Genomic DNA, 12,993 nt, shown 5'->3' on the forward strand with positions numbered 1-12,993 from the left:
CGCCCCACGCGGCCCGCTCCCGCGCCCCACGCGGCCCGCTCCCGCGCCCCACGCGGCCCGCTCCCGCGCCCCACGCGGCCCGCTCCCGCGCCCCACGCGGCCCGCTCCCGCGCCCCATGCGGCCCGGATGGCGCGCCCCATGCTGCCGGAGTCCACGCCCCATGCGGCCACATTCCACGTGGCCGCCCGCCCCACGGCCCGGCCGCCCCGTCCCCGCCCGTCCCACGGCCCCGGCCGCCCCATCCCCGCCCGTACCGGGCCGACCGCCTCGCCCCCACCCATACCGACCCGACCGCCCCACACCCCACCCATACCGACCCGACCACCCCACACCCCACCCCTACCGACCCGACCGCCCCACACCCACCCCTACCGACCCTGCGCCCGAAGGCCAGGCAGGTCAGCGCTTGAGCGGCAGCGGCGCGCCCATCACGGCGTACGGCAGCGGGGCGCTCGGGAACAGCACGCGGCGGGCCAGGTCGCGGTAGCCCAGGGAGCGGTACAGGCCGCGGGCGGGGCTGTCGGTGTCGATGGCGGACAGGATGCTGCGCGGTTCGGCGGCGTCGTCCGTGATGCGGGTGATCAGTTCGCGGCCGATGCGCCGGTTCTGGAAGGCGGGCAGCACATGCAGCTCGGTGATCACGAAGGAGTCGTCGAGCCAGTGGTCGTGTCCCTGGGAGCGCAGGTACGGCTCGACGACCGTGGACCACCAGTGCGTGCGGCTGTTGGGCATCCCGTAGACGAAGCCGACCAGCCGCCCGCCGGGGGTGGTGGCGCCGAGGGCGCGCGCCCCGGGGCTGGTCAGGTGCCGCAGGACGATGTGGCGGCGGACCCCGATCTCGTCGTCGGTCAGTCCGAACGCCAAGGCCTGTACGGCGAGCGCGTCATCCACGCGGACAGCGAGATCCAGGGGGCCGACCGCGACGTCATCCATGGTCGGGAGCGTACAAGGCACCGGCCCGTAAGACGATCGGCCCGCGGGCCTCCGGCGGCCGGACCGCGCCGGTGCTTCAGAACAGCACGCTCATGAAGGCGCCGGTCTCCTCGAAGCCCACCCGCCGGTACGCGGCCCGCGCCGGGGTGTTGAAGTCGTTCACGTACAGCGAGGCGACCGGCGCGACCTCGGTGAGGGCGTGGCGCAGCACGGCCGCCATGCCGGTCTCCGAGAGGCCCTTGCCGCGGTATTCGGGGGCCACCCAGACGCCCTGGATCTGGCAGGCGCGCTGCGTGGCGGCGCCGATCTCGGCCTTGAAGACGACCTTGCCGTCGTCGACGCGGGCGAAGGACCGCCCGGCACCGACGAGCTCGGCGACGCGCGCCTGGTAGAGCAGCCCGCCGTCACCGGCCAGCGGTGAGATGCCGACCTCCTCGGTGAACATCGCCACGCACGCGGGCATGATCAGGTCCATCTCGTGCTTGCCGATGCGCCGTACGTACGGGTCGGGCTCGACCTCGGTGGCGAAGGAGGACGTGACCATCAGCGGCTGGTTGGCGCGCACCTCGCGGGCGGGGCCCCAGGCGGGCTCCAGGAGGGACCACAGTTCGGCGGTCGGTCCGGCCGGGCCGACGATGGAGGAGCAGCGCCGGCCCTGGCGGCGGGCCCGCTCGGCGAAGCCGCGTACCGCTTCGGGGGTGGCGCAGACGGGGACGAGGTTGGCGCCCGCGTAGCACAGTGACTCCAGGCGGCCGTGCGTGTACCAGCCCCACATCTCGCCGCCGAGCCGCCAGGGGTCCAGCCCGGCGACCTGGACGCGGGCGGCGACGAAGGCGTTGGCGACGGGGTCGCGGTCCAGTACGGCCAGTGCGTCGTCGAGCTCCCCGGGCTCCAGAACCTTGGTGGTCGTGGTCGTCAGCACGTGTCGGAAAGCCTCACCTTTACGGGCCTGGGAGGCCAGGCGACTGCAGGTCCTGGCACTTTACCTCCCTGGCGGCTGAGCAGCGGATCTGCTGCGGGTACCGCTCCTGGCGCGCTTTACGCACGAGCCCCGCCACCGGTGTGGTCCGGAGGCGGGGCTCGTGGGGCGCGCGGGGCGCCGGGGCGCTACGGGGGGCGTCAGCCGGCCACCGCGATGGTGGGTTCGCCGGACGCCACGCCGTCCTTCTCCATCTGCTCGGCGATCTTCATGGCCTCTTCGATGAGGGTCTCGACGATCTTCGACTCGGGCACGGTCTTGATGACCTCGCCCTTCACGAAGATCTGGCCCTTGCCGTTGCCGGACGCCACACCGAGGTCGGCCTCGCGGGCCTCGCCGGGGCCGTTGACGACGCAGCCCATGACGGCGACGCGCAGCGGCACCTCCATGCCCTCCAGACCCGCGGTGACCTCGTCGGCCAGCTTGTAGACGTCCACCTGGGCGCGGCCGCACGACGGGCAGGAGACGATCTCCAGGCGGCGCGGGCGCAGGTTCAGCGACTCCAGGATCTGCAGGCCGACCTTGACCTCCTCGGCCGGCGGGGCCGACAGGGAGACGCGGATGGTGTCGCCGATGCCCTCGGACAGCAGCGCGCCGAAGGCGACGGCGGACTTGATGGTTCCCTGGAAGGCCGGGCCGGCCTCGGTCACGCCCAGGTGCAGCGGGTAGTCGCACTGCGCGGCGAGCTGCCGGTAGGCGTTGACCATGACCACCGGGTCGTTGTGCTTGACCGAGATCTTGATGTCCCGGAACCCGTGCTCCTCGAACAGCGAGCACTCCCACAGCGCCGACTCCACCAGCGCCTCAGGCGTGGCCTTGCCGTACTTCTGGAGCAGGCGGCGGTCCAGGGAGCCGGCGTTCACGCCGATGCGGATGGGGGTGCCCGCGTCGGAGGCCGCCTTGGCGATCTCCTTGACCTTGTCGTCGAACTGCTTGATGTTGCCCGGGTTGACCCGGACCGCGGCGCAGCCCGCGTCGATCGCGGCGAACACGTACTTCGGCTGGAAGTGGATGTCGGCGATGACCGGGATCTGCGACTTCTTCGCGATGACCGGCAGCGCGTCGGCGTCGTCCTGGGTCGGGCAGGCGACCCGGACGATCTGGCAGCCGGACGCGGTCAGCTCGGCGATCTGCTGGAGCGTGGCCCCGATGTCGGACGTACGCGTGGTCGTCATCGACTGCACCGAGACCGGTGCGTCTCCGCCCACGGCGACCGGACCGACCTGGATCTGACGGCTGACCCGGCGGTCGGCCAGCTTGGTCGGTACGTCCGGCATTCCCAGTGAAATGGCAGTCATCTGGCGAGCAACCCCAAGGTGTGGATCTAGGTCCCGAGATCGGCGGGCTCCGGCCTTCGAGATTACGGCACGAGGGTTGCCGTGGGCACATCGATCCCCTCCTGCCCCCCGTCAGGGGGCAGGGGAGCACCCGTGTGCGCGGTGCGGGGAGCCCGAACGGGCGGAGGCCGCGCCCTCCCCTACGTCAGCTTCACCGGATTCACCACGTCCGCCACCAGCACCAGGAGCGTGAAGCAGATGAAGATCCCGGCGACCACGTAGGCGACCGGCATGAGCTTGGCCACGTCGAAGGGGCCGGGGTCGGGGCGGCGGAAGACGCGGGCGAAGGCCCGGCGGACCGACTCCCACAGCGCGCCCGCGATGTGTCCGCCGTCCAGCGGCAGCAGCGGGAGCATGTTGAACAGGAAGAGGGACAGGTTGAAGCCGGCGACCAGGAAGAGCATGGTCGCCACCCGCTGCTCCGGCGGGATGTTCAGCGAGAAGACCTCGCCGCCGACCCGGGCCGCGCCGACGACGCCCATCGGGGAGTCCTGCTTGCGCTCGCCGCCGTTGAAGGCGGCGTCCCACAGGTCGGGGACCTTGGCGGGCAGGTGGACCAGCGACTGGACGCCCTGTTCGACCATGCTGCCCATCCGGTCCACGGACTGGCCGAAGGTCTGCGGGACGATGCCGGTGGCCGGGGTGAAGCCGAGGAAGCCCGCGGTGACGTACTCGCCCGGCACGTACGCGCCGTTGCCGTCGGTCTTGGCGACCTTGTTCTCGATCAGGTTCGCGTGCAGCTGCTGCCGCTTGCCGTCCCGCTCGACGGTGATCGTCGCGGGTCCGGTGGTGTCCCGGATGCTCTGCTGGAGGGTCGCCCAGTCCGGTACGGGCTTGCCGTCGAAGTCGACGATCTTGTCACCGGCGCGCAGGCCGGCGGCCTTGGCCGGGGAGTCCTTGGCGCCCGCGGTGCACTTGTCGGTCTTGGCGGAGGCCGCGATGACGCAGTCCGAGACCGAGCCGACCTGGGTGGTCTGGGTGTTGATGCCGAAGCCCATCAGCACGCTCATGAAGATCACGACCGCGAGGATCAGGTTCATGAACGGCCCGGCGAACATCACGATGACGCGCTTCCAGGGCTTGCGGGTGTAGAACAGCCGCTTCTCGTCACCCGGCTGCAGCTCCTCGAAGGCGGCCGAACGGGCGTCCTCGATCATGCCGCGCCAGGGGGAGGTGGAGCGGGCGCTGATGGCGCCGTCCTCCCCCGGCGGGAACATCCCGATCATGCGGATGTAGCCGCCGAGCGGTATGGCCTTGATGCCGTACTCGGTGTCGCCCTTGCGGCGCGAGAAGAGCGTCGGTCCGAAGCCCACCATGTACTGCGGCACCCGGATGCCGAACATCTTGGCCGTGGACAGGTGTCCCAGCTCGTGCCAGGCGATCGAGAAGAGCAGGCCGACGACGAAGACGACTATGCCCAGAATGGTCATCCAGGTCGTCATGCGCGAGCCTCCGATGTCGTACGGGCCGCTCGGGCGGCCAGCTCACGGGCGCGGGCGCGCGCCCAGGTTTCCGCCTGCAAGACGTCCGCGACCGTCAGGGAGGTTCCCCGGGCCGGCGTACCGTGCTCCGCGACCACCTCGGCGACCGTATCGACAATTCCTGTGAACGGCAGCCCGCCCTTCAAGAAAGCGTCGACGCATTCCTCGTTGGCGGCGTTGAAGACGGCCGGCGCGGTGCCGCCCAGATTGCCGACGTGGCAGGCCAGCGGCACGGACGGGAACGCCTCGGTGTCCAGCGGCAGGAAGTCCCACTGGTGGGCCTTGGTCCAGTCGACGCCGGGGGCCGCGTCCGGCACCCGGTCCGGCCAGCCGATACCGAGCGCGATCGGCATCCGCATGTCGGGCGGGCTGGCCTGGGCCAGGGTGGAGCCGTCGGTGAACTCCACCATCGAGTGGATGTAGGACTGCGGATGGACGACGACCTCGATCCGGTCGAACGGCACGTCGTACAGCAGGTGCGCCTCGATGACCTCCAGCCCCTTGTTGACCAGGGTGGCGGAGTTGATCGTGATGACGGGGCCCATCGCCCAGGTGGGGTGCGCGAGCGCCTGCTCCGGCGTGACGGACGCCAGCTCCTGCTTCGTACGGCCCCGGAACGGCCCCCCGGAGGCGGTGACGACCAGCTTGCGCACCTCCTTGCGGGGGCCGCCCAGCAGGCCCTGGAAGAGGGCGGAGTGCTCGGAGTCGACGGGCACGATCTGGCCGGGGCGGGCCTGCTCCTTGACCAGCGGGCCGCCGACGATCAGCGACTCCTTGTTGGCGAGCGCCAGCGCGCGGCCCGCCTTCAGGGCGGCGAGGGTGGGCGCGAGGCCGATGGAGCCGGTGATGCCGTTCAGGACGGTGTGGCACTCGGAGGCGGCGGCCTCGGTGGCCGCGTCGGGCCCGGCGAGGATCTCCGGCAGCGGCTCCCCCGCCCCGTACCGGGCGGACAGCGCCTCGCGCAGCGCCGGCACCACGTCCTCGCGGGCCACCGCCACCGTACGGACCCGCAGCAGGTGCGCCTGCTCGGCCAGCAGCGCCACCCGGCCGCCGGCCGCGGACAGCGCGGTCACCCGGAAGCGGTCGGGGTTGCGCAGCACCAGGTCGATGGCCTGGGTGCCGATGGAGCCGGTCGAGCCGAGGATCACGATGTCGCGCGGCCCGTCGCCGCCGCCGGTGAGCGGGGCGGGGGTGAAGCGCAGATGCGGGTCAGCGAGGGTGTCCGTCATGGGCACCATTGTTGCCGGTCCGGGCGGGACGGTGAGCCGCAGGGGATTGTCAGTGGCGCGTGGGACCGTACGGGCATGGAACGGATGATGTCCCCGCCGGAGCGACTGGCCGCCGAGCACCTGCCCCCGGACGTGGCGGAGCGCTGGACGGCGCTGCTGCGTCCGGCGGTGCGCCTGACGCGCCCGGACGACCGCCGCGCCCCGCTGCCCGGTCCGGTGGTCGGCCACCTGGGTGGTCTCCCTGAGCTGCCGGCGGACGTGCCGTGGCCGGTGCGGGAGGGCAACGGGCCGCTGGCGTTCGTGGCGTCCGTGTCGCTGTCCGCGCTGGCCGCGCTGTCCGCTCAGGCCGGCGTGGAGCTGGACATACCCCTGCCCGGGGACGGCACGCTGCTGTTCTTCGTGGCCTACGGCCCGGGGCAGGACGGCGACGGGGTGCCGGGGCTCGGGCCCGAGGGGCAGCAGGGCGCCCGCGTGCTGTACGTCCCTGAAGGCACTCCGGTGGCCGAGCGCGGGGCTCCGGAAGGCATCGAGCCGTACCACCGGGTCCGGCTGTCGGCGGAGCCGGAGACGACGTTTCCCGACCGGGAGGATTTCTGGCTGGGGGACCTGGTGGGTGCGGAGTCCTTGGACGATCTCCCGGAGTGGGCGGAAGCCTTCGAGGACGCGCTGGCGGACCTCGACCCCACGGTGCGGCACCGCATCGGGGGCCATCCGATATCCGTGCAGGGCGGTGTGGGCCTCGACGACCTCGGCGAGGACGAGGATCCGGGCGACTGGGTGCTGCTCGCGCAGCTCGACAGCGATGAGCGGGCCTGGATGGACTGGGTCCACCAGGGCACCCTGTACTGGCTGATCACCCGGGCGGACCTGGCCGCGCGGAACTTCGCGGGGGCGCGCTTCACCTGGCAGTTCCTTTAGAACGGCTCGGGGAAGCGCGCCCCGCGCGGGTCAGCGGATCGGCCGGTGGACGTTCTGCTTCGTCGTCGGTCCGGGCGTCGCGTCGGCGATCCACGGGCCGTCGTCGCTGGGGTCCACGACGCCTTCCTCCAGCCAGGTGTACGTGCCGGTGAGCACGCCGGAGACGACCTTGCGGTCCAGGTCGTCGGTGTTGGTCCACAGCCGGCCGAAGAGTTCGTCGACGCGGATGCGGGCCTGCCAGCAGAACACGTCGGCGAGCTGGTGCGCCTCGCGGCCGTGGTCGTCGGTGGCGCGCAGGTGCTCGGCCCGTACGACGGCCGCGCTCATGGCGAACAGCTCGGCGCCGATGTCGACGATCCGGCCGAGGAAGCCCTGCTTGGTCTCCATCCGGCCCTGCCAGCGGGACATGGCGTAGAAGGTGGAGCGGGCCAGCTTGCGGGCGGCGCGCTCCACGTACCGCAGGTGCCCGGCGAGGTCGCCGAACTCCGCGTACGTGCGCGGCAGCTGGCCGGGGCCCGCGACCAGCTTGGGCAGCCAGCGGGCGTAGAACGTGCCGGCCTTGGCGGCGGCCTTGCCCTTGTCGGACAGCGATGTGTCCGGGTCGATGAGGTCGCCGGCCACGGACAGGTGCGCGTCCACCGCCTCCCGGGCGATGAGCAGGTGCATGATCTCGGTGGAGCCCTCGAAGATGCGGTTGATGCGCAGGTCGCGCAGGATCTGCTCGGCGGGCACGGCGCGCTCGCCGCGGGCGGCGAGCGAGGCGGCGGTCTCGAAGCCGCGGCCGCCGCGGATCTGCACGAGTTCGTCGGCCATCAGACAGCCCATCTCGGAGCCGTACAGCTTGGCCAGCGCGGCCTCGATGCGGATGTCGTTGCGGTCCTCGTCGGCCATCTGGGAGGCGAGGTCGACCACGGCCTCCAGGGCGAAGGTGGTGGCCGCGATGAAGGAGATCTTGGATCCGACCGCCTCGTGCCTGGCGATCGGCTTGCCCCACTGCTCGCGGGCGGCCGACCACTCGCGGGCGATCTTCAGACACCACTTGCCGGCGCCGACGCACATGGCGGGCAGCGAGAGGCGGCCGGTGTTGAGCGTGGTCAGCGCGATCTTCAGGCCGGCGCCCTCGGGCCCGATGCGGTTGGCGGCCGGCACCCGTACGCGGTGGAAGCGGGTGACGCCGTTCTCGATGCCGCGCAGGCCCATGAAGGCGTTGCGGTGTTCGACGGTGACGCCTTCGGCGGCGGCCTCCACGACGAAGGCCGTGATGCCGCCCTTGTGCCCCTCGCTCTTGGGGACGCGCGCCATGACGACCAGGAGGTCGGCGACGACGCCGTTGGTGGTCCACAGCTTGACGCCGTCGAGCACGTAATCGCCGCCGTCGTCCGGCACCGCGGTGGTCGCCAGCCGGGCCGGGTCGGAACCCACGTCCGGTTCGGTCAGCAGGAAGGCGGAGATGTCCGTACGGGCGCAGCGCGGCAGGAAGGTGTCCTTCTGCTCCTGGGTGCCGAACTGTTTCAGCGGCTGCGGTACGCCGATGGACTGATGCGCGGAGAGCAGCGCGCCGATGGCCGGGTTGGCGGAGCCGGCGAGGGCGAGCGCCTTGTTGTAGTAGACCTGGGTGAGGCCGAGGCCGCCGTACTTCGTGTCGATCTTCATGCCGAGCGCGCCGATCTCCTTGAGACCGTCGATCGTCTCGTCCGGGATCTGCGCCTCGCGCTCGATGCGGGCGCCGTCGATCTTCGTCTCGCAGAAGTCGCGGAGCTTGGCGAGGAACTCCTCACCGCGCTGGGCGTCCTCGTCGGCGGGGGTGGGGTGCGGGTGGATGAGGTCGAGCCGGAAGCGGCCCAGGAACAGTTCCTTGGCGAAGCTGGGCTTGCGCCAGTCCTGCTCGCGGGCGGCCTCGGCGACCTGCCGGGCCTCGCGCTCGGACACATTGCGGGTGGATGGAGCGGTCATGAGGGGCTCACCTCGCCGCGGAGTCGGGTCTCGGAGTGGGTCGGCGGTCTGCGGGACCGTGCGGTGCGGCCGACGGGGCGCGGTCCGCGTTCCGTACGGTCCGCGCCGGGCCGGCAGGCGTAGGGCGTCCCGCCGCCGTCCGGCTACCGGCCAGTGCTACTTGTGAGTCTCTACCCGTTCCGTTCGACTTGCACCAGACTTCGCGGCACGGAACGGGGCGGACGGCGCCCCGCCCGCCCCATGCCCCCTCACCGTGCCCCCGGCGTCACCAGCCCCGTCTCGTACGCCAGCACCACGGCCTGGGCCCGGCTGCACAGGCCCAGTTTGGCCATCGTCCGGTTCAGGTGGGTCTTCACGGTGGCCTCGCTGATCACCAGCCGCTCGGCGATCTCCGGGTTGGACAGCCCCTTGGCGGTGTGCCGCAGCACCTCCAGTTCACGGGCGGTGAGCGCCTGGAGGGACTCCGGCCCGTCCGCGGCCTCCTGGGCGGGCTCGTCCAGCCGCTGGGCGTACGCCTCGACCAGCCGGCGGGTCACGCTCGGCGCGAAGAGCATGTCGCCGCCCGCGACGGTGGCGATGGCCGAGAGCAGCCGCTGCGGCGGGGTGTCCTTCAGGAGGAAGCCGCTGGCTCCGGCGCGCAGCGCCGCGTACACGTACTCGTCCAGGTCGAAGGTGGTCAGGACCACGACGTGCGGGGCCGGTCCGCCGGTCTCGGCAGCGGCGCGCAGGATGCGTTCGGTGGCCGTGATGCCGCTGACCCCGGGCATCCGGATGTCCATGAGGATGACGTCGGGTCGGTGTTCGGCGGCCAGCCGGACCGCCTCCTCGCCGTCCGACGCCTCGCCGACCACCTCGACGTCGGGCGCGGCCCGCAACAGGGCGGCGACGCCGGCCCGGATGAGGACCTGGTCATCGGCCACCAGCACCCTGATCATGCTCTGTCGTCCCTTTCCCCGGCGGTGCCGGGCCCGCCGCGGGATGGACCGGCAGGGTGAGCAGCACCTGGAAGCCGCCGCCCGGAAGAGGACCGGCGCGCAGACTGCCGCCGTAAATCCTGGCCCGCTCGCGCATCCCTATCAACCCGTGTCCGGTGGAGACATGGCGGAATGCCGGCGGCGGAGACGGGGCCGCCGGCCGCGGGGCGCGTGGTGCGGGTGCGTCCGAGGCGCTGCCGTCGTCGCGTACGTCGACGGTGAGGCGGTCGGCGCCGTGGTCGATACGCACCTCGACATGGGCGGCCCCGGCGTGCTTGAGGGCGTTGGTCAGAGCTTCCTGGACGACGCGGTAGGCGCACTGTTCCAGCCCCGGCGCGTACGGCCGCCGCTCCCCCGTGGTGCGCAGCGCGACCGGCAGGCCCGCGGTCCGCACCCGGGCGACGACGGTCTCGATCCGGTCGAGGCCCGGCGCCGGCTCGTAGGCGTCGGCCGTCTCGCCCTCGCCCGTCTCCCGGCGGTCCACGGCGGCCGCTCCGCCCGCCATCTCCCGCGGGTCCACGCGCAGCACGGCGAGCAGCCGCCGCATCTCCTCCAGGGCTTCGCCGCTGGTTCCGGCGATGGTGTCCAGCGCGCGGCGGGCGGTGTCCGGGTCGGAGGTGAAGACGTACCCGGCCAGCCCGGCCTGCACGGAGATCACGGACATGTGGTGGGCGACCACGTCGTGCAGTTCGCGGGCGATGCGTACGCGTTCCTCGGCGACCGCGCGGCGGGCGTTCTCCTCCTGTTCGCGGCGGAGCTGTCCGGCCATCTCGGTGAGGCGGACGTTGCGCTCGGCGGAGGTGCGGGCGACGTTGCCGAACCAGCACAGGATCGCAGGGTAGAGGATGCTCTGGCCGAGTGTGGTCGCCCAGGAGCTCTCGTGCCCCGTCAGCCCGGCGAAGTTCCACAGCAGCACCAGCAGCACGGAGCAGCCGGCGGCGACGCGTGGCGGGCGGTGGGCGGCGACGGTGTAGAGGGCCATCAGGCCGGCCAGGCTGTTGACGACGGGCCAGTAGTCCAGCGCGATGTAGCCGGTCCAGAGCGCGAAGACGGCCAGGCAGACGGCGACGGGGGCTCGCCTGCGGGCCACGATCAGCAGGTTGATCAGGCAGGTCAGCGCGTTGCCGAGAGCGTCCAGGCGCTCCCAGCCGACGGGTACGTTGTCGTGGCCGAGCAGCAGGGAGACGGTGGCGAAACCGGCCGCGACGGCCGCGTCGAGGGTCAGCGGCGGGGCCCTCCTCACCCGCCGTCGCACCTCCCCTGCCACCCCGCCCATGCGCACGTCCGCAGCGTAACCCGGCGGACACGGCGGGTCGTCGGCCAGGAGGAGTCCGTCCGCGTACCACGGAAGTTGTACGCGTACGGAGCGCGCTACCGCGGAAGTCACACCCGGTTTTCCACCCGTGACGGGACGCCCCGGCGCGCGGCGGGCGCGTACGGTCGGAACACCACCACAAGAGTGCGGGGGCACGGGGGAGAGCACGGCACCACCGCACGGGGGAACGGGGGAGGCAACGCGCTCCGGGACAGGGTGCCGGAGCGCGTTGCTCGCTGTCCGCGCGCCGCCGGGCAGCGGCGCGCGGCAGGCCGCTCCTAGAGGTTCAGCCCGGTCAGCACGAGCACCCGCTCGTACGTGTAGTCCTCCATCGCGAAGCGCACGCCCTCGCGCCCCACGCCGGACTGCTTGGCGCCGCCGTACGGCATCTGGTCCGCGCGGTAGGACGGCACGTCGCCGATGATGACGCCGCCGACCTCCAGCGCACGGTGCGCCCGGAAGGCGGTCTGCACGTCGTGCGTGAACACGCCCGCCTGCAGGCCGTACTTGGAGTCGTTGACGGCCGCGAACGCCGCCTCCTCGCCGTCCACCTTCGTCAGGCTCAGGACCGGACCGAAGACCTCCTCGCAGGCCAGCGTCGCGCCGGCCGGCACGTCCTCCAGCACGGTCGGCGCGTAGGAGGCGCCGTCCCGCTTGCCGCCCGCGAGCAGCTTGGCGCCCGCGCCGACCGCCTCGTCCACCCACGCCTCGACGCGCTTGGCGGCGTCCTCGCTGACCAGCGGGCCGACCTCGGTCGCGTCGTCCGACGGGTCGCCGGTGACCTGCGCGTTGACGGCAGCCACGATCTTCGGCACCAGCCGGTCGTAGACCGAGGCGTCGGCGATCACCCGCTGCACGGAGATGCAGGACTGGCCGCCCTGGTAGTTGGAGAAGGTGGCGATGCGCTGCGCCGCCCAGTCCAGGTCGGCCTCGGAGGCGTAGTCCGCCAGCACCACGGCCGCGCCGTTGCCGCCCAGTTCGAGGGTGCAGTGCTTGCGCGGCACCGAGTCCATGATCGCGTAGCCGACCTTCTCGGATCCGGTGAAGGAGATCACCGGCAGCCGCTCGTCCTGCACCAGCGCCGGCATCCGGTCGTTGGTGACCGGCAGGATCGACCAGGAGCCGGCCGGCAGGTCCGTCTCGGCCAGCAGCTCGCCGAGGATCAGGCCGGACAGCGGGGTGGCCGGGGCCGGCTTGAGGATGATCGGCACGCCGGCCGCGACGGCCGGGGCGATCTTGTGGGCGCAGAGGTTGAGCGGGAAGTTGAAGGGCGCGATGCCCAGCACCGTGCCGCGCGGGAAGCGGCGGGTCAGGGCGAGCCGGCCGGCGCCGCCCGCGTCGGTGTCCAGGCGCTGCGCGTCGCCGCCGTTGAAGCGGCGGGCCTCCTCGGCCGCGAAGCGGAAGACGGACACGGCGCGGCCGAGTTCGCCGCGGGCCCACTTCATGGGCTTGCCGTTCTCGGCGGAGATGAGCCGGGCGATCTCCTCCGTGCGCTCCACCAGGCGCCGCTGCACGTGGTCCAGCGCCGCGGCCCGCACGTGCGCGGGGGTGGCGGCGAACTCTTCCTGCACGGCGACGGAGGCCGCGACGGCCTCCTCGGTCTGGGCCTCGGTGGGAACGCTCACCGTGCCGACGAGACGGCCGTCCCAGGGCGAGGTGACGTCGAAGGTGTCCTCGCCGGTGGCCTGGCGACCGGCGAGCCAAAAGGCGGTGGGAGAAGTCACAGTGGATCCCGGCCCTTCCGAAGTGGGGGTGGTACGGACGGCCCTGTCGGGCCTGGGTCCACCGTAGGGGCGGGGTGCGGCCGCGGTGTTTGTCCGGCGCGGAGTAGTCGTACGGTGCCGCCCGCCGCATTGGCGTACGGGGCACCGCT

Annotated in this window: 10 protein-coding genes; 1 reads left to right on the forward strand and 9 read right to left on the reverse strand. The window is 72.5% G+C overall.

Annotation, left to right across the window (positions count from 1 at the left end):
- Nucleotides 1–400: 400 nt before the first annotated feature.
- The 5 genes from AB0L45_RS27610 to dxr all read right to left on the reverse strand — a co-directional run bounded on the left by AB0L45_RS27610 (nt 401) and on the right by dxr (nt 5,960).
- Entirely contained in the window at nt 401–934 is a 534-nt protein-coding gene (locus tag AB0L45_RS27610) for a GNAT family N-acetyltransferase (RefSeq protein WP_365844522.1), read from the reverse strand.
- A gap of 76 nt (nt 935–1,010) precedes the next feature.
- Nucleotides 1,011–1,856 (reverse strand): GNAT family N-acetyltransferase, encoded by an 846-nt coding sequence (locus AB0L45_RS27615; RefSeq protein WP_365844524.1) that lies wholly within the window; start codon nt 1,854–1,856, stop codon nt 1,011–1,013.
- 197 nt (nt 1,857–2,053) lie between these two features.
- Nucleotides 2,054–3,211 (reverse strand): flavodoxin-dependent (E)-4-hydroxy-3-methylbut-2-enyl-diphosphate synthase, encoded by a 1,158-nt coding sequence (gene ispG / locus AB0L45_RS27620; RefSeq protein WP_365844526.1) that lies wholly within the window; start codon nt 3,209–3,211, stop codon nt 2,054–2,056.
- A gap of 179 nt (nt 3,212–3,390) precedes the next feature.
- On the reverse strand, nt 3,391–4,692 hold the full coding sequence (locus AB0L45_RS27625) for a site-2 protease family protein (protein ID WP_365844528.1): 1,302 nt from the start codon (nt 4,690–4,692) through the stop codon (nt 3,391–3,393).
- A complete protein-coding gene (dxr, locus tag AB0L45_RS27630; protein ID WP_365844530.1) occupies nt 4,689–5,960 on the reverse strand; it encodes a 1-deoxy-D-xylulose-5-phosphate reductoisomerase in 1,272 nt (423 codons plus the stop codon). Before dxr ends, AB0L45_RS27625 begins: the two co-directional genes overlap by 4 nt.
- A 75-nt stretch (nt 5,961–6,035) precedes the next feature.
- On the opposite strand from dxr, the gene AB0L45_RS27635 reads away from it, so the two are divergent.
- On the forward strand, nt 6,036–6,878 hold the full coding sequence (locus AB0L45_RS27635; RefSeq protein ID WP_365844532.1) for a YwqG family protein: 843 nt from the start codon (nt 6,036–6,038) through the stop codon (nt 6,876–6,878).
- Nucleotides 6,879–6,908: 30 nt separating this feature from the next.
- Here the strand turns inward: AB0L45_RS27635 and AB0L45_RS27640 are convergent, their stop codons facing one another.
- The 4 genes from AB0L45_RS27640 to AB0L45_RS27655 all read right to left on the reverse strand — a co-directional run bounded on the left by AB0L45_RS27640 (nt 6,909) and on the right by AB0L45_RS27655 (nt 12,844).
- Nucleotides 6,909–8,831 carry an acyl-CoA dehydrogenase family protein gene (locus AB0L45_RS27640; protein WP_365844534.1) on the reverse strand — a complete coding sequence of 641 codons (1,923 nt, stop codon included), beginning with the start codon at nt 8,829–8,831 and terminating at the stop codon, nt 6,909–6,911.
- A gap of 248 nt (nt 8,832–9,079) precedes the next feature.
- Nucleotides 9,080–9,766 carry a response regulator transcription factor gene (locus AB0L45_RS27645; RefSeq protein ID WP_365844536.1) on the reverse strand — a complete coding sequence of 229 codons (687 nt, stop codon included), beginning with the start codon at nt 9,764–9,766 and terminating at the stop codon, nt 9,080–9,082.
- Entirely contained in the window at nt 9,741–11,048 is a 1,308-nt protein-coding gene (locus tag AB0L45_RS27650; RefSeq protein ID WP_365844538.1) for a sensor histidine kinase, read from the reverse strand. Before AB0L45_RS27650 ends, AB0L45_RS27645 begins: the two co-directional genes overlap by 26 nt.
- A gap of 350 nt (nt 11,049–11,398) precedes the next feature.
- Nucleotides 11,399–12,844 (reverse strand): aldehyde dehydrogenase family protein, encoded by a 1,446-nt coding sequence (locus AB0L45_RS27655; RefSeq protein WP_365844540.1) that lies wholly within the window; start codon nt 12,842–12,844, stop codon nt 11,399–11,401.
- Nucleotides 12,845–12,993: the final 149 nt, after the last annotated feature.

The sequence above is a fragment of the Streptomyces sp. NPDC052496 genome, assembly GCF_040679095.1.
In the GTDB taxonomy this organism is placed as follows: domain Bacteria; phylum Actinomycetota; class Actinomycetes; order Streptomycetales; family Streptomycetaceae; genus Streptomyces.